The sequence below is a fragment of the Acinetobacter sp. 129952 genome (assembly GCF_056642055.1).
Window position 1 is genome coordinate 37185 of record NZ_JBWVSU010000013.1, and the last position, 23478, is coordinate 60662.

Below are 23478 nucleotides of genomic sequence, written 5' to 3' on the forward strand. Positions count from 1 at the left end.
TGAGGGCTTTTTTATTGTAAGGTATTTGAATCACATGCATAAAAAATAGACCAGAAAACCAAGATGAGCGCGACCGAAATATTTGAACGTAGACGAAATAATCTGGCCAAGGTGATTGATCTGCTGATCGAGACGCAGCAATTTAAAACCGGCAAAGAGATCTGTGAGCATTTCGGCTTGTCTGCATCGTATATCGCTCAATTGCTGAATAGCAAACGCCAGATCGGCGAGAAAGCAGCAAGGGAGCTGGAACAACAACTGGGTCTAGATGTGCTCATTCTAGATCAGTCGACTGAACCAAAAGTTGAATTATCTCCAATTCCAGCGCAAGGTGTACTGTTGCAAATGCAGGTGGTGCAACAGCAGGCATTCGCACTTATCTCCTTGGATTCAGCGCTCTCATTCAATCAGGATATTTTTCATCTGCAAGCACAGCATTATGCGATTTGGGTAGCAGGGCCGTATTATTTTCCCAGCTTAAAACCGGGCTGGTGGCTGGTTTGTGACAAACAGGCCGAGTTATCCACTACAGGCATACTCTGTGTGTATCTGCTCAATGGCTTGCAGCTCATTTTGCAACTGGTCAGTGAAACTCAGGATCATTATGAATTTCAAAGTCTGGATGAAAGCAGAAAGGTGGTTTTCCAGAAAACTGATATTGAGAAAATCCATCCAGTCATTTCGATTATTCCCACTGCTACCTATTCAAACGGTAGAAATAATTCAGCCCATCATAAGACGGGCTGAACGATGAACATGAAACAGAACAGATTATGGAATCTGGTTCTCGTCTTCAAATTCTGGTTTCACCTGAACAATAAAGTCCTGACGGTTTAGACCACGCCACAAGGCAAAGGCCGTACCGATATAGATGGACGAATAGGTCCCGACAAAGACACCAACAAACATCGCGATCGAGAACCATTTCAGACCATCGCCGCCCATCAGCATCATGGCAAGCACCACCAGCAATAAGGTCATAGAGGTATGAATGGTACGACGCAGCGTTTCAGTCAGGGCAATGTTAATGATTTCGACCGGTTCTGCACCACGAATCTTACGGAAGTTCTCACGGATACGGTCAGAGACCACGATATTATCGTTCAGTGAGAAACCGATGATTGCAAGGAGTGCTGCAAGTACAGTCAGGTCAAATGGCCACTGCATCATCGCAAAAATCCCGAGGGTAACGACGATATCATGGAACAGTGACAATACTGCACCCATAGCCAGCTTGACCTCAAAGCGGATGGTGACATAGACCAGCATCAGCAGGAGCGCAAGTGCCACAGCACCGCCAGAACGGACATAGAGCTCATTACCGACCTGTCCACCGACGACATCAACCTTCGGTACTTCTGCCGCATTATTTGGCAGTTGAACTGCGGCTGTAACAGCTTTGGTCAGGTCTTCAGCTTCGATATCTTCCTGAACCGGCATACGCACCATCAGGTCACGTTCAGAACCTAAAGTCTGAACCACAGCATCATTAAAGCCTGCCTGGTTCAATGCCTTGGAGACATCTTCAGGTTTGACCGGATTGGTATAGTTTAATTCGGCTGCCACACCACCGGTAAAGTCCAAACCGAGGTTCAGGCCTTTGGTGGCAATAAAGAAGATACTGGCAACGGTTAAGAGAATTGAAAACAATGCCGCAGGCATCGCAATCTTCATAAACGGAATAATGCGTTCGTCTTCCGGGCGACCGTACTGTTTTTGATTCAGTTGAGTATTTTCAGTCATCAGTGATCTCCTTAAATGCTCAACTTTTTCAAGTTACGTTTTTTGCCATAAATGAGCTGTACCACGGCACGCGTTACTGTAATGGCAGTAAACATCGAGCAGACAATACCAATCATCAGGGTTACGGCAAAGCCTTTGATCGGACCTGTACCAATCGCGAACAGAATGAATGCCACCAGGAATGTGGTCAAGTTCGAGTCGAAAATGGTGTTATAGGCACGATCATAACCGGCCACAATCGCCTGTTTTGGCGAAGCTCCCCATTTCATTTCTTCCCGTATTCGTTCACAGATCAGTACGTTGGCATCGACCGCCATACCGATGGTAATGACGATACCGGCAATACCCGGAAGGGTAAGGGAAGCGCCAATCCAGGACATGACTGTCAGAATCATCGCCAGGTTAAAGACCAAGGCAAAGTTGGCAATCACACCAAACAGACGGAAGAATACCACCATCCAGATGGCGACCAGAAGGAAACCGATCTGAGTTGAAAGTACACCTTTATCGATGTTTTCTTGACCCAGACTTGGACCAATTACACGTTCTTCTACAAAGTACATTGGCGCAGCCAATGCACCTGCACGCAGCATCAAGGCAAGTTCAGCAGCTTCCTGCGGTGAGTCCAGACCGGTAATACGGAACTGAGAACCCAGTACTGCCTGAATGGTTGCAGCGTTAATCACTACAGACTCAGTATACGGGGTACGAACTTCAGTTTGAGTGCCGGTCGCAGGGTCTTCCACATAGTTAATGCGCTGTTTGTTCTCGATGAACAAAACGGCCATACGTTTACCGACCGCATTACGGGTGGCATCCGACATCAGTTTGCCGCCTGCGCTGTCCAGGGTAATGTTCACTTCAGCACCGCCTGTGTCCTGGCTAAACCCACTTGATGCATTCTGAACACGTTCACCGGTTAAGATACGGTTACGGTTCAAGAGGAGCTGACGACCACTGTCCAGTGACTCATAAGCAAAGACTTCTGTGCCTGGTGGCAATGCACCTGTAGCCTGACCGGTATATGGATCAATATATTGATCATTCAGGTCAGACACCAGACGGAACTCGAGGTTCGCGGTACGACCTAAGACACGTTTCGCTTCAGCGGTATCCTGTACACCAGGAAGCTCAACCACAATACGGTTGCTGCCCTGGGTTTGTACCAGTGCTTCTGCCACACCTAACTCGTTAATACGGTTACGTAAAGTGGTCAAGTTCTGATTGACAGCATAAGATTCAATTTCTTGCTTACGCACATCAGTATAGTTTAGACGTAAGGTCGAACCGGTCTCGGTCGCAACAGCCTGCTGGGTAAACTCATTGCCATTACGGCGCAAGAAGTCCATCGTTGCAGAACGATCATCATTGTTGGCAAACTGCATCACAATGGTGTTGTTGCTTAAATTCAGGCTATTAAATTTCAGGTTGTTATCACGCAACTGACGACGTAGATCCGTCGCAGAGGTTTCCATACGCTGGGAAATGGCCTTGTCCATATCCACTTCAAGCAAGAAGTGAACACCACCACGTAAATCCAGGCCAAGCTTCATTGGTTTGGCACCAATTTTTTGCAGCCATTCTGGGGTGGTCGGGGCAAGGTTCAGTGCAACCACGTAATCATCACCTAAACCACGACGTAAAGCCTCTTTGGCTTTAAGCTGTGATTCACTTGAATCTACACGTAATAAGGCTGCATTGTTGCCAAAGCTATTGTCATGGGTGGCAATATTTTCAGTTTTTAAAATTTGCTCTGCTTTTTGTACGATGCTTGCATCAATTTGAGTACCGGCTTTGGCACCCGAAATCTGTACAGCAGGTTCATCTGGATACAAACTTGGCAGGGCATATAAGGTACTGATCACCAGGACAACCAGGATCAGTACATATTTCCATGCTGGGTAACGCATTCGTTTTCTTCTTAAAATGAAAAAGTCGTGCGAGGGCACGACTATTTTTGATTAAAGGTTATTTAAAGTGCCTTCAGGGAGGACTGAAATCACACTTGCACGTTGAACTTTGACTTCTACACCACGGCTCAATTCAACCACTGCGAAGTCACCTTCAATCTTGGTGATTTTGCCCATTAATCCGCCTGCAAATACCACTTCACTGCCAACGCCAAGGCTGTCGACCAAAGCACGGTGTTCTTTGGCACGTTTAGATTGAGGACGCCAGATCAAGAAATAGAAGATTGCAATAAAAACAGCAATCATCAAAAGGTTCGCCATCATGCTTGGTTGTTGTGCAGCTTCACCTGCAGCGTGAGCAGTCGAAATAAAAAGGCTCATTACATTTTCCTAAAATAAAAAACTGGTGATCAACTCGATAATAAATTGACATATTCTTGCAATTTACATTGTCTTTTTCCTCAGCGCAAATGCTGATGGATTAATCTTGCGGACAAGGTGGCACTTCCAGGCCACGGCGGGCATAAAAGTCATGAACAAATTCGTCAAATGTACCGTTGTCTAATGCATCACGCATTGTTTCAGTCAAACGCAGGTAATAGCGCAGATTATGAATCGTACCGAGCATAGAGCCGAGCATTTCTCCACATTTCTCAAGATGGAATAAATAGGCACGGGTAAAGTTCTGGCAGGTATAGCAGTCGCAATGCGGATCGAGTGGGCTTTGGTCATGACGGTATTTACTGTTACGGATTCGCACCAAGCCGTCTGTCACAAAATAGTGACCGTTACGTGCATTCCGGGTTGGCATCACACAGTCAAACATATCGACACCACGACGTACCGCTTCCACAATATCTTCGGGCTTGCCGACACCCATCAAATAACGCGGTTTATCTGCCGGCATTTTTTCTGGAAGATAATCCAGAACCTTGATCATTTCCTCTTTGGGTTCGCCAACGGACAGACCGCCAATCGCATAACCATCAAAGTCGATTTCAAGCAGGCCTTTTAAAGATTCATCACGCAAGTCTTCATACATGCCGCCCTGAATAATCCCGAACAGTGCATTACGGTTTTTCAGCACGTCATGATGCTGGGTTTTACAGCGTTTCGCCCAGCGTAAAGACAATTGCAATGATTTTTGCGCTTCTTCATGCGTCGCAGGGTACGGCGTGCATTCATCAAAAATCATTACAATGTCAGAATTCAGCGTATGCTGAATATCCATTGAAATTTCAGGCGATAAAAATACTTTTGAACCATCAATCGGCGAGCGGAAGGTCACACCTTCTTCTTTAATTTTACGCATTGCGCCCAGACTGAAGACCTGGAAGCCGCCTGAATCGGTCAAAATGGGACTATTCCATTTCATAAATCCGTGCAGGCCGCCATGTTCACGAATTACATCCAGTCCTGGACGTAGATACAAATGGAAAGTATTGCCCAGAATGACTTGAGATTTGATCTCTTTAATGTCGCGTGGCAACAGGCCCTTGACCGTACCATACGTACCCACAGGCATGAACATCGGGGTTTCCACCACACCATGTTCAAGCGTTAAACGACCACGACGGGCACGGCCCGACTGACCTAATTTTTCAAACTTCATAGGAGTTCCACATCAAGGCGAAAAAACAGTTCGCTGATTGTTATAGCTAAAGGGCGCTATTTTCCTTGATTCTTACACTAAACGCCAGCATTGTAGAGCATTCGCTCTGTAATTTTATTTATCGCTGAAGCTAGAGAACATCCGGAGATATTGGCGGATGGGCAGAAAACTGCTGCAAGCGCTGCTGGATATCTTCCCGGCTAAGGGCGCAGCTGCCATCCGGCTCAGAGGCCATTGCAGCGATATGCTGGATCAGTTTCTGGATATAAATATTGCTATCGACAAAGTAGGATTCCAAGGTCAGCAAATAGGCATCTTGTGCCACTTGCAAATAGTCATAAGGCTCCATCACCAGCATCTGCTCTAGATCAATCAAGATATCTTTGTCGTTTTGCGAGAGTTTCAAGCGTTTCTGTATGGCAGGTAAATGAGTAGTTTGTCTGGATGCCAGAAATTTCTGTAAATGAATATGCTCAGGATTAAGTGTCTGTGCAAATTGGCATTCAAATTCGACTTGGGTGGGCAGACTCATGAAAAAAAGGATGCCATCCAGATCCAGACCATAAGCCTCAGAAAGACGATGTTTGGTCTGTTTAAAACTCTCCAGCAATAAATCCAGATGCGTCGCGTGCAGCTGTTTTTGCTGTGCCAATACCGGATGGCCAAAGCTGTGCTGGGTTTTAAAATAATCGGCCAGCAAGGTTTTAAAGGGAATGAGTCCAGAGTGGGGCAAAGCATGTGCCCGATAACGCCATTTCCGGACATTCCAGCGATCCTGTTCCTCCAGATATTGCTGAAGATATTCCGGATCTTTAAAAATACTGCGTTCAGTCGAAATGGCCAGATCATCCAGCAGTAAAAATTCGTCAAAGACCAGACTACAGGCATAGATTTGATCATCCTGATAATGGTCGTATAACCGATAAAATTCCTCGACCAGCGTCTGTTGCAAGTGCTCTAAATAATCCAGCATAATTTTTATTCTTTATATTATAAGTTTTAGATAGGTACAGCCGCATCCTTGGCTATTTTTATAATAAGTTAATGCGCCAAGGATGCAAAATTTTATCAGATCTTGCTGTTCACTCAGTGAAAGTTCGGACGGTAATCAAAATTCTGTGTCACGCTTTGATCACGGAATGGACGTACCACTTTTTTTCTGAGTAACATATTATTAATGATGTTGTGCGGAAAAATCTGGATCTGGTTGTTAAACAGCTCGACATTGCGATTATAAATGGTAATCGCCGCACCGACATTTTCATTCTGTTCTTCAATTTCAGCCATCATTTCCAGATAGATGTCATTGGCTTTCAGTTCCGGATAATTTTCAATCACGACATTCAGGCTATGCATTAACTGTTTGTTCAGACTTTCAATGCGTTGTAATTGTCCAATATCGGCATCCTTGATATTCAGGTTCATGATGTTCTGACGCAGTTCGGTGACTTTTTCTAGCGTGCCTTTTTCAAAACTCGAGTATTGCTCGACCAGCGGTTGCAGCCCATCCAGAATTTTCAGTTTTTGCCGTTCATAACTGGCGACATCCGACCAGGCGCGAATCGTGGCGTTGTGATGACGGACAATACTGTTGCGGATCATGATAATCGTGACAATCAGCGCCACAATGATCAAACATAAAATCAAAAATCCCATCCGAGATCTCCCCAAGCTATATCTATATTTTAAAAATGATGCGAAAAATTTATTTTAAAAACTGCAGCAAATCATGTTGTAAGTTTTCGAGCTGTTTTAATTTAAACGTTCTCAGGTGGCCGCGCAATGTGGAAATATCGCTAATATTCTGCTGCTTGCTCGATACCTGAAATAAATCATGGGGCCCTAGATAGCACAGCATCTTGTTTTCTGGGTGAAACAGTAAATCACCCTGACGCTGTTCAAAAAAGTCGGCCAGTCGCAGCACAAAACCCGGACTGAGTAATTTGGCAGTTTGCAGCGGATCACTGCCATAAAAGCTTAATCTCTGGTTGGTGCGAATATCGCTGCTGTGCCAGGGATGGCTATAAGGATAATAAAATTTCTTTCTGGAAGTCGTAACGGCCAGTCCCTGAATCTGGATATCAAACACAAATACGCCCCACAGGTCTTTATGGACCTGCATCAGTTTGACTGGCTGACCTTCCTTGTTTCGGGCCTGTACTTCATCAATATAGTGGTATTGGAACAGTAGCACCTGATGTTGCTGGCCATTTTCATCTTCCCAGACCGTGCTGGCATAACGCTGAATCTCATTACTCAACGAACCTTGATTGAATACTGGAAATAATTGTTTTAAATGCCGGATAAAGTGCAGGGGATTGAGTGGCATGGAAATATGCAGTGGCTGTTTTTGAAAGGCAAGCTGATATTTTTTGGCCAGTGCCTGTTCTTCCAGAAAAGCAATGACTTCCTCTAAGGGCTGCTGCTGTTCATAGCAAATATAGGCCCAGAAGATGCAGAGACAGCCGAGAAAAACACTGCTCTGAATCCAGATATTTCCCGGAGCAATAAAAATGCTGCCAATCAGAAAAAGCCCAATTCCGGCAAGCGCGAGTGGCAGGTTATTTTCAAACTTGAGCGTAATCGGGCCATTCCAGGGATGCAATCCGTCTAGCAGTTCCTGATGTGTTTTTGCCTGTTGGCCCAGATCCCAAAGCCGAGCGATATTCTGAAACACCACTGCATTTTTCTTGCGGCGAATATGAATGGACTGTTGTACAGACTCGATCGGCATGGGCAATGGTTCTCGCTTATTGTGCCTGATCAACCAGCATGGCATCGCCATAACTGAAGAAGCGATACTTGCTGTCTACTGCATGCTTATAAGCATTCAGGATATTGTCGCGGTTGGATAAGGCAGACACCAGCATTAACAGGGTCGATTCTGGTAAATGGAAGTTGGTGATCAAACGATCGACCACTTTAAACTGATAACCCGGATAGATGAAAATCTGGGTATCACCTGTCCAGGCTGACAGTTCACCCTCATGGGCTTGTGCTGCACTTTCGACTGCACGGGTGGCAGTTGTGCCTACAGAAATGACTTTATTGCCACGCGATTTGGTCTGGCGAATCATCTCGACTGCAGTTTCAGGGACATCGCACCATTCACTGTGCATGATGTGATTTTGAATATCATCAGTACGCACTGGCAGGAAAGTACCTGCACCAACATGTAGGGTCACAAAAGTTTTTTGAATCCCTTTGGCTTCCAATTTTGCCAACAGATCGGCATCAAAATGCAGGCTGGCAGTAGGTGCTGCAACGCTGGCCAGTTTGGTTGGGTCATTAAACACGGTTTGATAACGTTCAGTATCAATCTCTTCCGCTTCACGGTTGAAATAGGGCGGAATAGGGAGGGCGCCATATTTGTCTAAGACGTCTAAAATCGGCTGTGAAAATTCCACAATAAACAGATTTTCATGACGGCCTTGTACGGTTACTTTCACTGCATCCGGGCCAATAAAAAGTTCTGCACCGGCTTTCGGAGTGTTGCTGGCCTTAATATGACAATAGGCAATAAAGCGATCTTGCATACGCTCAACCAGCACTTCTACCGCACCGCCTGAAGCACGTTTACCTTTTAAACGGGCCTTCATGACTTTGGTGTCGTTTAATACCAACAAGTCGCCGTCTTCAAGTAAATCCAGAATATCGGTAAATTGATGGTCATGATATTGACCTTGGGCATCGAGGTGCAACAGGCGAGAGGCACTGCGTGTTTCCAGTGGGTAGCGAGCAATCAGCTCATCGGGGAGATCAAAATTAAAATCAGAAAGTTGCATGATGATTTACGCTAAAAAAACTGCGGCTAGTATAAACTTTTTTCTTTTTTATGGCGGGAATTGCTCGATTTTAAAACGAAAAAATGCGATTTGTTTTAAAAATAAACAAATGCAAATATTCTGCGTTGACAGTGCTGAGAAATCGCGTATTATACCTTTCATCCACTCCCGAGGTGGTGAAATTGGTAGACGCGGCGGACTCAAAATCCGCTGTCAGAGATGACGTGTCGGTTCGAGTCCGACCCTCGGGACCAAAATTCTAAAAAACCCCAAGCACATTCAGTCTTGGGGTTTTTTATTGCCTGAAAAATAATAACCTGTTTCTTTTTCTCTGCTCTTCAAAATTATCTGCTTGATTTAAAAGATAACTCGTGAAAATAACACTACATAGCATCGTTTAAAAAATAGATTACTTCAGTGATTGCGATGCATGAATCAGATATAAAAAAACCGGCGCCTAGACGCCGGTTTTTCTACATTACTGACTCAGTCAGTTTTGCAAAAGCTTAGATCGTTTCAAGCGCTGCATTCAAAGTTGCACTTGGACGCATCACTGCATTTACTTTCTCTTGATCAACTGCGTAGTAACCGCCGATGTCTACTGATTTGCCTTGAACTGCTGCAAGCTCAGCAACGATTTTCTCTTCATTTTCAGCTAAAGTTTTTGCAAGTGGTGCAAATTTCGCTTTCAATTCAGCATTTTCGTCTTGAGCAGCAAGTTCTTCAGCCCAGAATTTCGCCAGGTAGAAATGGCTACCACGGTTGTCCAATTCGCCAGTACGACGAGAAGGAGACTTGTCGTTATCTAGCAATTTACCAGTCGCTTGGTCTAAAGTTTTAGCAAGTAACTTGATGTCGTCATTGCCTTCTTTAATACCCATTTCTTCTAAAGACACCGCCAACGCCATGAATTCACCGAGTGAATCCCAACGTAAGTGGTTTTCTTCAACTAACTGCTGTACGTGCTTAGGAGCAGAACCGCCTGCACCTGTTTCGTACATGCCACCACCTGCCATTAATGGCACGATTGACAACATTTTCGCAGATGTACCCAATTCCATGATCGGGAACAAGTCAGTCAGGTAGTCACGCAGGATGTTACCTGTTACAGAAATAGTATCTAGACCGCGAGCAACACGTTCAAGCGTATAACGCATTGCACGTACTTGTGACATGATCTGGATGTCAAGACCAGTGGTGTCATGATCTTTCAGGTATTTTTCAACTTTCTTGATCAGTTCGTTTTCGTGTGGACGGTACGGGTCAAGCCAGAAGATTGCCGGCATGCCAGAGTTGCGTGCACGAGTAACTGCAAGTTTTACCCAGTCGCGGATCGGTGCGTCTTTCACCTGACACATACGCCAGATATCGCCTTCTTCCACGTTTTGTGACATCAACACTTCACCAGTTTCAAGATCAACGATGTTTGCAACACCGGCTTCAGAGATCTCGAAAGTCTTGTCATGTGAACCGTATTCTTCAGCTTTTTGTGCCATCAAACCAACGTTCGGTACAGTACCCATGGTTTTTGGATCAAAATTACCATTCCACTTACAGAAATTGATCATTTCCTGGTAAATACGCGCGAATGTAGATTCAGGCATAACTGCTTTACAGTCGTAAGGTTTGCCATCAGCGCCCCACATTTTACCGCCACCACGAATCATTGCAGGCATAGAAGCATCTACAATGACGTCGTTAGGAGAATGGAAGTTAGTGATGCCTTTTGCTGAATCAACCATTGCCAGTGCTGGACGGTGTTCTTGACAAGCATGCAGGTCACGGATGATTTCTTCACGTTGAGAAGTTGGAAGTGTCTCGATTTTCTCGTAAAGACCGGCCATACCGTTATTGACATTAATGCCAAGCTCATCAAAAAGCTTGCCATGTTTTTCGAATGCTTCTTTGTAGTAGATTCTTACACAGTGACCAAAGACGATTGGGTGAGACACCTTCATCATGGTTGCTTTAACGTGTAAAGAGAATAGGATACCTGCTTCTTTACAGTCATCCAGTTCTTTTTCATAGAAGTCGCAAAGCGCTTTTTTGCTCATGAACATTGAGTCGATGATTTCGCCGTCTTGAAGCGCAACTTTTGGCTTAAGAACAATGGTTTCACCAGACTTGGTGATCAATTCCATTTTCACATCACGTGCGCGGTCTAAAGTCATTGACTTTTCGCCGTGGTAGAAGTCACCTTCGTCCATGTGTGAAACGTGAGTTTGAGACCACTGTTTCCACTCGCTCATAGAGTGCGGGTGTTTTTTCACGTAGTTTTTAACGGCAGCAGGCGCACGACGGTCTGAGTTACCTTCACGTAGAACAGGGTTTACTGCTGAACCAAGACATTTGCTATAACGTGCCTTGATTGCTTTTTCTTCTTCAGTGGTCGGGTTTTCAGGATAGTCAGGGATTGCATAGCCTTTAGACTGAAGTTCCTTGATACACGCTGTTAGCTGGCCAACAGAAGCACTGATATTTGGGAGTTTGATAATGTTCGTGTCTGGATCTTGTGTAAGACGACCTAGCTCAGCTAGAGTGTCAGGCACCTTTTGCTCTTCGCTTAGGTAATCTGTAAATTCGGAGAGCACGCGCACAGCTACAGAGATGTCACTTTTGACGATCTCAACGCCAGCTGGCTTAGTAAAGGTCTCAATGATCGGCAGCAGAGAATAAGTCGCCAGTAATGGCGCCTCGTCGGTCAGTGTGTAAATGATAGTTGACTTTCCACCAGCCATATATAGCCCCTTGCGTTGGATTGAGTTTCTGAGGACCGAACTTTTGGCCCAGCCTCTTTGAACCGATTTGCTTAAATAAAAACATTGAGAGTATCGTCTTTCAGCGCATTTCAGTCAACGAAATATGCCTTTAGATTGAAATTTGGGCGAAAATTTGTACAGATTTGTGCGGTTTAGCCGTGTTTGTATTTTGTACAAAAAAATAATCATCTTCTGCTGTAAATCCTGATGAAAATGATCGGAAATGATTCGCTAGCCAATTGTATTCACTGAAAATGGTTTTTTGATCCTGACACAGGCTTAAACTGATCCTCGATATGGAGATGGATACCGAGTGACTGGATGCTGTTTTGCGCAAATTCAGTCAGGCTGATGATGCAAATTTGTCCTTGGCAGATGGCTACATCATCATGGAATAGCTTTGCGCTATACTGGCAAGCATCAATGAAATGATCTTAAAGATTGACGCTAACAAGGAAATGTAATGCCCAGCTTGTTTATTGTGATGCTCGGTGGTCGTCATGCCCGTGCCAATACAGAAGTTCATGATGTAGTTTTGGCAGTGGGAGAGAGTCTGGAAGACACCTATCCGCAATTAAAAAATGCCTGGTTTGCGGAACAGAAAGGTCTGCATGTTGATGCCTGGGCGCAAATCAACGGGCTAGAGTTCGAGGGCAAGTCCTATACGCTGCAATTTACTGATGCACAGCCACAGCAATCCGATGAAAAACTTTGGCTGATTAATCTGGGCGGTTATGATCCACGTGAATTTGGCGAGCTGCATCGTTATGTGCTGGTGGTTGCACAGAATGCCATGGTGGCCAAACAGTGTGGTAAAGCTTACTTCGCCCGGCACTGGCAAAAACAGCATACTGACCGTGTGCTGGATGTAGATGACTGTATTGCCATCGATCAGGTTTATGGCCGCTACGTCCAACTGCTAGAGGGTAGTTTTAGCGGCAATCGCTGGGAAAATACTTATCTCACGATTTAAAGCAGTTTGCGATTGAATTAAACCTGTGCCCGGCTTGATGATTCGATAAGCGGTTTAAAAAATCTCTTTATCAAAATTTAATAATTGGCATAATACTGCCAAGGAAAAACAGTTTTGACTGAGATGGAATGTCTTAAATGGATTTAATTCAGGCAAATGGACAACCGCGTTATGGACGTTTCAAGGAGCTTCCAAAAAGTATTGACTATCAGGCATATCAATACAAAAATCCTTATGGTCATGTGCTGTCAGGCTGGCGTAAGCATCTAAAATATAAAAAATTCAAATTCTGTAGTATTCAGCACGAGCATTATACGATTGGACTGGCGATTGCCGATATTGCATGGGCAGGGCATGGTTTTGTCTATGTCTATAACCATATGAGCAATGAAGTGCTGGAATGGAATGCGATTAATTTCCTGTCACGCAACACTGTGCTGGATGAACAGCCGCTGTTTAATCATAGTTATTTTCACAAGTCACCTTTTCAGATCGATATCCAGCATGCCAACGGCGTGCGTTATATCAACGTCAGCAAATATGGCGAGATTAAACTCAGTGCCCGGATTTTTTGTGCTGGCACAGACCCGCTGAGTATGTGCAGTCCGACTGGCATCAACGGCTGGACCTATACCCAGAAACTGACCACTTTGGGCTGTGAAGGTTTTTTCATTAACAAGCAAGGTGAAACCATCCAGTTTAATGAACGCAGCTTTGCCTCTCTGGATGATACCTGCGGCTTTTTGCGCCCGGAAACCGCCTGGTTCTGGTTGTCCTGTAATTTCTGGGATGTGAACCATAACCGGATTGGGCTTAATCTAGCTTCGGGCGTGAATGAAAGTTTTGGCAACGAGAACTGTCTATGGGTCAATGGAAAAATTTATCCACTGGCCGATGTGCTGTTTCAACAGGAATCGGAAAACCAATGGACGATTCAGTCGCTGGATGAAAGATTGAATCTGATGGTCAGCACAGGCTGGCGCCGTTATGAAAATCTCAACCTGCGTCTGGTCGGGAGCCAGTTTAGTCAGTGGCAAGCCAAGGTTTCCGGAACGATTCAGCAGGATGATCAGGAAATTATTTTACTAAATGAATATGCCTTGCTTGAACAGCATTATGCCAAATGGTAAAAGTGCAGGACATAAGACCTAATTTAAAAGCCTTCAATTTTGAAGGCTCTTTTGATTTGAGCTTAATCTTTGGCGGCCTGCCAGAAGGCTTCACCGGCCTGAATTGGATCATTGGTTTCGGCTAAGGTTTTTACCCAGACATCATATTGCGCAATAACCGGATGCTGACTAGGATGGAAGTCTTTTTTAAACCAGTCCCGATATTGTGGGCCCATGCGGGTCAAGGTGCCGTTACGGCCAAACAACCAGGGCAGTCCTTTCAGGTTCATTTGCAGACGCTCTAAGACACTGAAGCCATCATGTTTCAGCATGACATTGGCGCGATAGGCGGTATAACTAAACATCAAAAATGTCGTACTGAGCAGGGTCATTTTGCGCATCCATTCAGGTGTTTTTGCGACCTCTTTCATCACGTCAAAAGCCACATCACGATGTTCCATTTCTTCAATCGCATGCCAGGCAAACATGGCACGTACATAAGGATGGCCGTCTTTTAAGGTGGATTTCTGACCGTAAAAAGTTTCAGCCATCAGCGCGGTCAAGTGTTCTGCCGCTGCCGTAGTTGCAATATTGAACTGTGCTGAACGATGTTTGAGGTCATAGGCGAACATATTATTTAAACGTTCGATAAAATCATCGACGGGCATGCCTTGTTCACGCATCAGCTGGTTCATCTTTTCATGGGTAATGCCGTGCTGTGCTTCCTGACGAATAAAATCTGCCACACGTTGTTGCAGTTCCAGGTCTGTGATCTGATCGCGGAACAGGCGCACACTTTGAATAAAATAACGCTCGCCATCTGGAAAGGTCAGGCTCAAGGCATCGAACATGCGGGTCAGAAAGGGATCGCCGCCAAACCAGTAGCGCGGAATTTCATCCAGTTTAAAATCAAGCTGGGTCCGGACCACGGGCTTTATTGAAGATTTTAATACTGCATTCATCTTAGAAGTTCTTTTTTGTGACGATGCTGACAGTATGTCGGGGAATGCCGTAATTGTTTTGACAGTGCTTGCCAATTTTTATACATTTTATGCCAAATGAAAATAAAACTGCTTAGACTAAAGCAGGCAGCGGGAAGCGCGCATGCAAGAAATTAAAATATCCAATGGTTATATTCAGCTTTGGGCGACTTATCTGCGCAGTCTGCAAATTGAGCCTTTGGAAGCTGACTTTCTGCAAGATGTACATGAAGCGCTTGCCCCCCTGATTGATCAGCCTTTTGCCACGCAAGTGCCGCTGGAATTATTAAATCAGCTTCTGTTAAGAACCCGGCAATATTTAAACTGTCCACAACTAATTTTCGAGATCGTGCAGGTTATTCGTCCAGAACATTTTGGCGTGCTCGGCTATATGGCTTCGCGAAGCAGCAGCGTTGCGGAAATGATCCGCCATATTATGCGTTTTCAACGACTGGTGATTGATGGCAGTGAGTTTGTACCTTTGCAGTTGAAGCAGCGTGAACACAGTATTGAATTATTTTGGGCCTATCTGGACGAAAAATATAATCTGCTCAATGAACTGACCATGGCCGCGATGGTACAGTTGGGACGTGTCATTTTACAGGATCATCAACTGTTAGTCCGTTGTGTACGCTTTGCCCATGCGCCCGATAGGAAACAAATGCATTATCAAAAGTTTTTCGCCAGCGAGGTGAAATTTTCCCAAGCCTACTACGGCATAGAACTGGATTTACAAGGACTGGCACATCGGTCTGAGCAGGCAGATCCTATGCTGTTGCAGTTGCTGGTACATCAGGCAGAACAGGCCATTGCAGCCAAGCCACTAGTTGAGAGTCATCTGGAGCAGGCCCAGCAAATGATTGCCGAACAGCTCCGTACCCGGCATCAGGTCATTAAAGTTGAACAGCTTGCCCGGCAGCTGCTGATGTCGACACGGAGTCTGCAGCGCTTGTTCAGCACCCATGGCACCTCATTTAAAAAACTGCTGGAACAGCAGCGGATTAAACGTTGCGAGCTGCTGTTGCAACAGGGAATGGAGCTGAGCGAGATCGCCGAGCAGCTGGATTATTCTGACCAGTCGGCATTGGCACGGGCCTACAAGGCAGCCACCGGACAGACATTGTTAGAGCGCAAAAGGCAGTTACACCAACAGCGCAGCTAAAAAAAGCGACCCAAACAGGTCGCTTTTTTATTTGAAGAAAATGGTGAGGTTAAGCGCTGGCTTTGATCTTGGGGAATCTAAATGCAATCGCCGCAATCGCAAAAATGGCCAGAATCCAGCAATAGTACACACCACCAATCAGTTCAACCGGTGAGATTTTTGCAATAGAACAGGCCAGTAGTAACTGTGCGCCATAGGGAATCAACCCTTGCACCACACAGGAGAAAATATCCATCAGTGCCGCAGAACGCTTGGGATCTACACCGTATTCTTTGGCAACTTCACGTGCCATATCTCCAGACAGAATAATCGCCACGGTATTATTGGCCACAAAAATATTCGAAAATACTACCAAGAAGCTGATCCCGATTTCGCCAGCACGTTGCTGACCGACTTTAAACAGACGGGTCAGGCTATAAATACGCTCGATCAGCCAGCGTAAACCGCCTTCACGTTGCATGATCGCCGACAGGCCACCCAGGAACATGGACAATAATGCCACTTCAAACATGCCGACAAAGCCATCATAAATTGAAGTATTCAGTTTGAGCAGATCAAATTCAGCTGTGGCAAACAGGCCAAACAAGCCGGAAAGTAGTACCCCAATGGTCAGCACAGCCAGAACGTGTAAACGGCTAAAGGCTAAAATAAATACGGCGATATAAGGTAAGACCAGAAGCCAGTTGAAGTCCTTGTATTCCACTGCATTGCTACTACCGCTACTCAACACGTAAATCAAAATAGTCACGATTGAGGCAGGAACCGCAATCCAGACATTGACTCTGAATTTGTCACGCAGTTGTACGCCCTGACTGGTCGTTGCAGCAATGGTGGTATCCGAGATCATTGAAAGATTGTCACCGAACATGGCACCACCAACGACCGCACCAACCGCATAAACTACATTGATCTCGGTGACCTCGGCAAATCCAAAAGCGATCGGCGCACAGGCTGCAATGGTGCCCATGGAGGTACCCATAGCCGTGGCAATAAAGGCCGAGATCACAAACAGCATCGGCAGAATAAATGTGGGTGGAATCACCGACAAGCCCATCTGCACAGTGGCATCCACACTGCCAATGGCACTACTGACGCTGGCAAAGGCACCGGCCAGCATAAACACCATAAACATCAGGATTAAGTTCGGATGACTGGCACCTCTGATGAATTCCTCAATGCCCTGGTTGAGTTTACCGCGATACACTAATGCAGCCAAGATAATCGCAGGCAGGGCAGCCACAGGCGCTTTCACCTGATAGAACGCGAACTCGGTTCCGATCAGGGAATGATAGATTCCGCTACCCAAAAATATGGTTAAAAATACAATAAGCGGCAGCAGTGCAATGGCGCGTGCCTGCACTGTCGCCTCAGAATCAGTCTGCATAGGAGATAAAAAAGTAAGAGAATAGGACTAGTATAAAGCAGGTTTTGCAATTTCAGAAAACTTTATATGAATGCGCTAACATCTGCATTTTTATTAATTTTTATATGATAAAAATAAGTTTATCTAAATATTCAAGATTTTAGGTAATAGCAAAATTAGGCATCTTTGATCATTGTGAAAAAAATCAAAATAATCGTAAATAGACCCTTCCGAATTGTTTTGAAATCTTCGCACAGGAAATGAAGTACTCGAGGTCGGTATCGCAGACTGTTCATTGGACAAAAAATAGCGTTACAATGCGATGTCTTGTATTTCTACATAGTCAATGCCTCAAGTTTGAAACACGTTAAGGAAAATATCACCCTATGTCACGTTTAGCCGCCCGATTTGCACAACTTAAATCTCAACAGCGTAAAGCTTTAGTTTCTTATGTAATGGCTGGTGATCCGCATCCAGAAATTACGGTGCCTTTGTTGCATGAGATGGTGGATGCGGGTGTCGACGTGATTGAGCTGGGACTTCCTTTCTCAGACCCGATGGCAGATGGGCCGGTAATTGCGCTGGCGGCTGAACGTGCTCTGGCTGGTGGAACCAATACGCTGGATGCCCTACATATGGTGAAAGAATTTCGCTTGAAAGACCGCGAAACACCCGTGGTGCTGATGGGTTATCTGAATCCGGTTGAAGTAATTGGCTATGAAAAGTTTGTGGCTTATGCCTATGAATGTGGAGTAGACGGCGTACTGCTGGTGGACTTGCCACCAGAAGAAGCAAAAAGTCTGGGTGAAGTATTGGAAAAATATGACATGGATCAGATTTTCCTGCTGGCACCAACTTCAACCGATGCACGTATTCAACATGTAGCAAAACAGGCCAGCGGCTTTATTTACTATGTGTCACTGAAAGGCGTGACCGGTGCAGCAACTTTAGATGTTTCTGAAGCCGCTGCACGCATTCAAAAGATTAAAGCTGTGACTGATGTTCCTGTAGGCGTAGGTTTCGGTATCAGTGATGCTGCATCTGCGAAAGCGATGGGTGTTGCTGCCGATGCAGTTATTGTGGGTAGTGCGTTTGTAAAGCAGTTTGCAACGCTCGCACCAGAACAAGCCGTTATTGCAACGGTGAATAAAGTCAAGGAGCTTCGAGCAGCGCTCGATGAGTTAGTATGAGTCAACAACTGAAATCAGGCAAAATTCTGAGCCCATCGACCCCATGGACGGAGCGTACTGTTCCGGGCATTCAGGTACCCGATGAGCAAACGGCATATAAAGCGACATTTACCGAGCCTACGATAGAGTGCCCTGAATGTCATGCATTGGTGACCCGTACTGCCATGTCATTCAATGCCTATGTATGCCCGCAATGTGATGAACATTTGCGTATGAAAGCCCGTGAGCGTCTGAACTGGTTCTTTGACCAGGTACAAACAGAATTGGGTCAGGAATTTGTAGCCAAAGATCCACTGAAATTTGTCGATAGCAAAGCCTATCCAGACCGTATGGCAGAAGCGCAAAAGAAAACCGGTGAAACTGAAGCGCTGGTCGTGATTCAAGGTTTGCTGAAAGGCGTACCGATGATTGCCTGTGCATTTGAATTCGACTTTATGGGTGGTTCGATGGGTACAGTAGTGGGTGACCGCTTTGTTCAGGCAGCAGAACGTGCGATTGAAACCCGTCAGCCCCTGATCTGTTTTGCTGCTTCTGGTGGTGCACGTATGCAGGAAGGCATGTTGTCCCTGATGCAAATGGCGCGTACTTCGGCTGCGATCCAGCGTTTAAAAGAAGCAGGTCTGCCTTATGTGGTCGTACTGACTCATCCGGTATACGGTGGTGTAACTGCCTCATTGGCAATGTTGGGTGATGTACATCTTGCCGAACCGAAAGCGATGATTGGCTTTGCCGGTAAACGTGTGATCGAACAGACCGTACGTGAAAAACTGGAAGAACCGTTCCAGCGCGCGGAATATTTGCTTGATCATGGGGTAATCGATCAGATTGTTCACCGTCACGCATTACGTGATACAGTTTATCGTATCGTTACGAAGTTGATGAATTTGCATTGAACACAGCACCCTTAGCAACAGATTCTTTAAATACATGGCTCGATTATTGGAGCCATGTTCACGTTACGGGTATTGATTTAGGTCTGGAACGTGTCATTCCGGTGGCTGAAAAGCTGGGCGTGACATCTCCAGAGGCCAAAGTGCTGACGGTGGCAGGAACCAATGGTAAGGGTTCAACCACTACCACACTGGCCGCGATTCTGAATGCGCAAGGCTTCAAGGTCGGGCTGTATCAATCTCCACATGTGTACCGTTTCAATGAGCGTGTTAAATTGCGCGGCATTGAAGTGGAAGATCAGTTGCTGATTGATGCTTTTGTTCAGGTCGATCAGGCTCGTCGCGAATGCGGTTTGAGCCTGTCTTTCTTTGAAGCCACGACACTGGCTGCTTTTGTGATTTTTAAAGATCAATGCTGTGATGTCTGGGTGCTGGAAGTTGGCTTAGGCGGCCGTCTGGATGTGGTCAATGTGGTCAATCCGGATGTGGCGGTGATTACCAATATTGGTCTGGATCATACTGACTGGCTTGGTGACACCATCGAGAAAATTGCTTTTGAAAAGGCCGGAATTATTCGCCCGGATATTCCCGTGGTATTTGGTGGACAGCAACAGATCCCGCAAGCCATTCTAAATAAAGCCGAAGAATGTAAAGCATCTTTGTATGCAATCAACCGTGATTATTTCTATAAAGCCTTTGAAGATGGCCAAAGCTGGGCTTTTGCTTCATCGGGTACAACCTTAAAACTCCCAACAGGTTCGCTGGCACTGGATAATATTTCTACCGCCGTGGCCGCCATTCTGCTGAGCGGATTAAACGTCAGCCAGCAGGCAATTGCACAAGGCATTCAAACGGCAAAATTGCCGGGACGGTTTGAAATCCGTCAAATCCAGAATAAAACCGTGATTTTTGATGCAGGACACAACCCGCATGGGGTCGAATTTCTACTGAAACAATTACGAGATTATTTAAATTACAATCAAAAATATAATGAAGTCATTTGTGTATTTTCAATGCTGGCAGATAAAGATATAAATTCTGTCGTCAAGTTATTGAAAGACACGGTGCAATTGTGGAAAATTGCACCATTATCCGTTCCACGTGCGGCAGACGTCACAGTTTTGGCTGATGCTTTAAACGGTGAGGCGGTAGAACAATTTGACAATGTAAAATTAGCTTTTAAATCAGCACTGGATCAAACAGATAATAATCAGCTGATTTTGGTATGTGGATCATTTCATACCTTAGAAGCGGTATGGGAGTATTTGGAAGAATGTCAATGAATAACAAACAGCGCTGGATGGGCGGTGTTGTTTTACTCGGTGGTGGTGTTTTATTGGCAGCATTACTCCTGAAAGGCCAAGATGAAATCAATCAGGACCGTCAGCAAAATCCGGCACAGGCTGCGGAAGTTGAAAATAAAGAGACAGGCAATCATTCGCTCGGTTCTTTGACGGTCGATGTGGAAACAGAAAAGCGTTTACTTGAACAGCAACGTCGTGACCGGGAAAAATCGGTTGCAGAACAGGAGGCGCGTGCGGCCGAATTTTTAGCGATGCAACAGCAGGCTGAAGCAGATGCTGCGCGTAAAGCAGCTGAAGAATATGCTGCCCTGAATGCACACCGCCTGGGACAGCAAAGTTCCGATAATATTCCACCAGAACTGGTGGAAGATGAACAGGCCAAGCAGAAACGTCTGGCTGAAGAAAAAGCGGTGCAAGAAAAAAAGTTAGCCCAGCAGCAGCTGGTACAACAAAAAGCCAATAGTTCTACTGACGCAGCCAAGAAAGAAGCAGAGCGTAAAGCTGCTGAAAGTAAAGCCGCTGAAGAAAAACGCAAGTTAGAGCAACAGCAAAAAGCCGAAGCAGAACGTAAGGCGGCTGAAGCAAAACGTAAAACCGAGGAAGAGCGTAAAGCGGCTGAAAAGAAAGAAGCTGAACGTAAAGCTGCCGAGGAAAAACGTAAAGCTGACGAAAAACGTAAAGCTGAAGAAGCCAAGAAAAAGGCTACAGCCGAAGAAGCCAAGAAGAAAGCAGAAGCTGAGCAGGCGCGTAAGTTACTGGAAGGTGAAGAGGACAAGCAATGGATGGTACAGGTGGCACTGGCAGCGAATGAAGCCAATGCGGATGCTGTAGCAGCCAAACTGCGTGCCAAAGGTTATAAGGTCACCAAAAGCTCAACGTCTAAAGGTGTACGCATCATGGTGGGGCCGTCCAAAGACCGTGAGACTGCAGATGCACTTCGTAAGAAAATTGCGTCTGATGCCAGCCTGAATATGAAATCAGCTTGGGTGAATGACTGGGTGCCGCTGGATAAGCGTTAATTCTTTGTATTAATCAAAGTTTCTGTAGATGGATTCTTGAGTTGCTCGCGAATCCATTTTACATTTTCAGGCGTGAATAACTTTTCGATATTGCTCCAAATGGCATGAAAGCCATAACCGCCATGTTTCATTTCCTGTAGCGCCTGCTCAATCGGCCAATGTTCAAAAATAATTCGGTACATGGCGACACTTGCACCAGTGCGGTCTGAACCGTGATAACAATGCAGGAGCACCTTTTGGTGATTTTGTTGTGCTTGCTGAATCAGTAGCATAATTTTCAATAAATCTTCCCGATCAATTGCCCAGGTATGTATGGGTACATGATGTAGCTGAAAGTTTTCATTGCTCAAAACAAAGCTGTCTTGATCCCGTGAACGTAAATTAATAACCACATTGATTTGATGCTGCTTTAATAAAGGAATGAGTTCAGTTGAAGGCTGCTCACTACGATAAACAAAATTGCTGATTTGATGAAAATTATGATTCTGATGAATGGGCTGTCCCCAATGCTGAGGACGTTGAGGTTCAGGCAGGGCGGGCGTAGTCATGCAACCTGTGGTTAGGAGGTAGCCACTCATTAGAATTGGAAATATGCAGATTTTCATACAGAGCGTAGATGTTGTTTTTGTTATTTCAAGTTTAAAGTGAATACGAGATTTTGAATATAAAAAAGCCTATCCGAAGACAGGCTGTATCAACAAATCGAATCCGTGGCACGTCAATGTCGTATTCGATAAAGCATAAAATGTGGAAAATAGAGTTTCTCTTATCCTTTACTTCGCTTGTCTTTCGCAAAATTAAAAAGGAGTCCTTTTAATTTTGCTCAGGATGGGGCGTGAGGCGTAAATAAGGTTTAACCGCTGTATAACCTTTTGGAAAACGTTGCTTGATTTCTTCTTCATCTTTCAGTGAAGGGACAATCACCACATCATCACCGTGCTGCCAGTTCGCAGGCGTGGCCACTTTATGTTTATCGGTGAGTTGAAGTGAATCCACCACACGCAAGATTTCATGGAAATTACGACCGGTCGATGCAGGATAAGTAATAATCAAACGGACTTTTTTGTTGGGATCAATGACCACTAAAGAACGAACTGTTAGCGTTTCGCTGGCATTCGGATGAATAAAGTCATACAGCTCAGAAACTTTGCGATCCTGATCGGCAATGATCGGGAAATTCACCGTGGTGTTTTGGGTTTCATTGATGTCTTTAATCCAGCCATGATGCGATTCAACATCATCGACCGACAAGGCAATGGCTTTCACGCTACGTTTTGCAAACTCGTCTTTCAGTTTTGCGGTATAGCCAAGCTCAGTCGTACATACCGGTGTATAGTCAGCAGGGTGTGAAAATAAAATGCCCCAGCTATCACCCAGAAAGTCATAAAAATTAATCAGGCCTTCACTGGATTGCTGTTCAAAATTCGGTGCGGTATCGCCTAGACGTAAACTCATCTTTTTAGCCTCAATTGGTCTTTTAGTGTCGAGATACGATTTAATATGAATCAATTTTTTTATGATTAAAAATAGTGTTTTTTGCTTTCTTTATGAGTAAATTGCATAAGTAGGATATCCATCTATCCAGAAGCGCAAAAATCAGTCACTTAATTGACTATGTTGCACAGGGAAAATTTGCTACATTACTTTGCCTTAGATCTTAGGGCTAGAACTAAGGATCA

Annotated in this window: 21 protein-coding genes and 1 tRNA gene; 9 read left to right on the forward strand and 13 right to left on the reverse strand. The window is 45.1% G+C overall.

Annotated features, from left to right (window positions below; translation table 11 throughout):
- Window positions 1–63 precede the first annotated feature (63 nt).
- The gene (locus AC1IR0_RS13165; protein ID WP_479741462.1) at window positions 64–747 is read left to right on the forward strand and encodes a hypothetical protein; all 684 of its coding nucleotides are present in this window, start codon (window positions 64–66) and stop codon (window positions 745–747) included.
- 24 nt (window positions 748–771) lie between these two features.
- Here AC1IR0_RS13165 and secF read toward each other — a convergent pair whose 3' ends face one another.
- The 8 genes from secF to queA form a co-directional block, all read right to left on the reverse strand.
- Window positions 772–1746, reverse strand: coding sequence for a protein translocase subunit SecF (secF, locus tag AC1IR0_RS13170; protein ID WP_171066787.1), 975 nt, complete (start codon window positions 1744–1746; stop codon window positions 772–774).
- A gap of 8 nt (window positions 1747–1754) precedes the next feature.
- Window positions 1755–3653 carry a protein translocase subunit SecD gene (secD, locus tag AC1IR0_RS13175; RefSeq protein ID WP_004733746.1) on the reverse strand — a complete coding sequence of 633 codons (1899 nt, stop codon included), beginning with the start codon at window positions 3651–3653 and terminating at the stop codon, window positions 1755–1757.
- A 51-nt stretch (window positions 3654–3704) separates the two neighbouring features.
- Window positions 3705–4034, reverse strand: coding sequence for a preprotein translocase subunit YajC (gene yajC / locus AC1IR0_RS13180; protein WP_004645158.1), 330 nt, complete (start codon window positions 4032–4034; stop codon window positions 3705–3707).
- A gap of 100 nt (window positions 4035–4134) precedes the next feature.
- Complete coding sequence (gene tgt / locus AC1IR0_RS13185) at window positions 4135–5265, reverse strand: tRNA guanosine(34) transglycosylase Tgt (RefSeq protein WP_004281657.1); 1131 nt, start codon at window positions 5263–5265, stop codon at window positions 4135–4137.
- A gap of 130 nt (window positions 5266–5395) precedes the next feature.
- Complete coding sequence (locus AC1IR0_RS13190) at window positions 5396–6238, reverse strand: hypothetical protein (protein ID WP_409666110.1); 843 nt, start codon at window positions 6236–6238, stop codon at window positions 5396–5398.
- A 113-nt stretch (window positions 6239–6351) separates the two neighbouring features.
- Window positions 6352–6921, reverse strand: a complete 570-nt coding sequence (locus AC1IR0_RS13195) for a LemA family protein (protein ID WP_479741463.1) — start codon at window positions 6919–6921, stop codon at window positions 6352–6354.
- Window positions 6922–6970: 49 nt separating this feature from the next.
- Complete coding sequence (locus tag AC1IR0_RS13200; protein WP_409666107.1) at window positions 6971–7999, reverse strand: hypothetical protein; 1029 nt, start codon at window positions 7997–7999, stop codon at window positions 6971–6973.
- Between the two features lie 16 nt (window positions 8000–8015).
- On the reverse strand, window positions 8016–9050 hold the full coding sequence (queA, locus tag AC1IR0_RS13205) for a tRNA preQ1(34) S-adenosylmethionine ribosyltransferase-isomerase QueA (protein ID WP_409666105.1): 1035 nt from the start codon (window positions 9048–9050) through the stop codon (window positions 8016–8018).
- A 167-nt stretch (window positions 9051–9217) separates the two neighbouring features.
- On the opposite strand from queA, the gene AC1IR0_RS13210 reads away from it, so the two are divergent.
- A tRNA-Leu gene (locus AC1IR0_RS13210) sits at window positions 9218–9304 on the forward strand.
- Window positions 9305–9556: 252 nt separating this feature from the next.
- Here AC1IR0_RS13210 and AC1IR0_RS13215 read toward each other — a convergent pair.
- Window positions 9557–11788 (reverse strand): NADP-dependent isocitrate dehydrogenase, encoded by a 2232-nt coding sequence (locus AC1IR0_RS13215; RefSeq protein WP_409666103.1) that lies wholly within the window; start codon window positions 11786–11788, stop codon window positions 9557–9559.
- A 484-nt stretch (window positions 11789–12272) separates the two neighbouring features.
- On the opposite strand from AC1IR0_RS13215, the gene AC1IR0_RS13220 reads away from it, so the two are divergent.
- Entirely contained in the window at window positions 12273–12782 is a 510-nt protein-coding gene (locus AC1IR0_RS13220) for a DUF1543 domain-containing protein (RefSeq protein WP_253100894.1), read from the forward strand.
- 137 nt (window positions 12783–12919) lie between these two features.
- Window positions 12920–13912, forward strand: a complete 993-nt coding sequence (locus AC1IR0_RS13225; RefSeq protein WP_253173387.1) for a DUF2804 domain-containing protein — start codon at window positions 12920–12922, stop codon at window positions 13910–13912.
- Window positions 13913–13974: 62 nt separating this feature from the next.
- Here AC1IR0_RS13225 and AC1IR0_RS13230 read toward each other — a convergent pair whose 3' ends face one another.
- The gene (locus tag AC1IR0_RS13230; protein WP_479741464.1) at window positions 13975–14853 is read right to left on the reverse strand and encodes a metal-dependent hydrolase; all 879 of its coding nucleotides are present in this window, start codon (window positions 14851–14853) and stop codon (window positions 13975–13977) included.
- 142 nt (window positions 14854–14995) lie between these two features.
- Between AC1IR0_RS13230 and AC1IR0_RS13235 the strand changes: the two genes are divergently transcribed.
- Window positions 14996–16033 carry a helix-turn-helix transcriptional regulator gene (locus tag AC1IR0_RS13235; protein WP_479741465.1) on the forward strand — a complete coding sequence of 346 codons (1038 nt, stop codon included), beginning with the start codon at window positions 14996–14998 and terminating at the stop codon, window positions 16031–16033.
- A gap of 49 nt (window positions 16034–16082) precedes the next feature.
- Here the strand turns inward: AC1IR0_RS13235 and AC1IR0_RS13240 are convergent, their stop codons facing one another.
- The gene (locus AC1IR0_RS13240; RefSeq protein WP_064095193.1) at window positions 16083–17417 is read right to left on the reverse strand and encodes a Na+/H+ antiporter NhaC family protein; all 1335 of its coding nucleotides are present in this window, start codon (window positions 17415–17417) and stop codon (window positions 16083–16085) included.
- Window positions 17418–17782: 365 nt separating this feature from the next.
- Between AC1IR0_RS13240 and trpA the strand changes: the two genes are divergently transcribed.
- From trpA to AC1IR0_RS13260, 4 genes are read left to right on the forward strand one after another with little or no spacing between them, the layout of a single operon-like run.
- A complete protein-coding gene (gene trpA / locus AC1IR0_RS13245; RefSeq protein WP_064095192.1) occupies window positions 17783–18586 on the forward strand; it encodes a tryptophan synthase subunit alpha in 804 nt (267 codons plus the stop codon).
- The gene (gene accD, locus AC1IR0_RS13250; protein WP_064095191.1) at window positions 18583–19479 is read left to right on the forward strand and encodes an acetyl-CoA carboxylase, carboxyltransferase subunit beta; all 897 of its coding nucleotides are present in this window, start codon (window positions 18583–18585) and stop codon (window positions 19477–19479) included. The genes trpA and accD overlap by 4 nt, the downstream gene beginning before the upstream one ends.
- Entirely contained in the window at window positions 19476–20759 is a 1284-nt protein-coding gene (gene folC / locus AC1IR0_RS13255; protein WP_409666098.1) for a bifunctional tetrahydrofolate synthase/dihydrofolate synthase, read from the forward strand. Before accD ends, folC begins: the two co-directional genes overlap by 4 nt.
- Window positions 20756–21799 (forward strand): SPOR domain-containing protein, encoded by a 1044-nt coding sequence (locus AC1IR0_RS13260; RefSeq protein ID WP_004281671.1) that lies wholly within the window; start codon window positions 20756–20758, stop codon window positions 21797–21799. Before folC ends, AC1IR0_RS13260 begins: the two co-directional genes overlap by 4 nt.
- Here AC1IR0_RS13260 and AC1IR0_RS13265 read toward each other — a convergent pair.
- The gene (locus AC1IR0_RS13265; protein ID WP_005263670.1) at window positions 21796–22404 is read right to left on the reverse strand and encodes a dual specificity protein phosphatase family protein; all 609 of its coding nucleotides are present in this window, start codon (window positions 22402–22404) and stop codon (window positions 21796–21798) included. The two genes, AC1IR0_RS13260 and AC1IR0_RS13265, sit on opposite strands and share 4 nt — an antisense overlap.
- Window positions 22405–22612: 208 nt before the next feature.
- Complete coding sequence (locus tag AC1IR0_RS13270) at window positions 22613–23254, reverse strand: peroxiredoxin (RefSeq protein WP_195725615.1); 642 nt, start codon at window positions 23252–23254, stop codon at window positions 22613–22615.
- Window positions 23255–23478 lie beyond the last annotated feature (224 nt).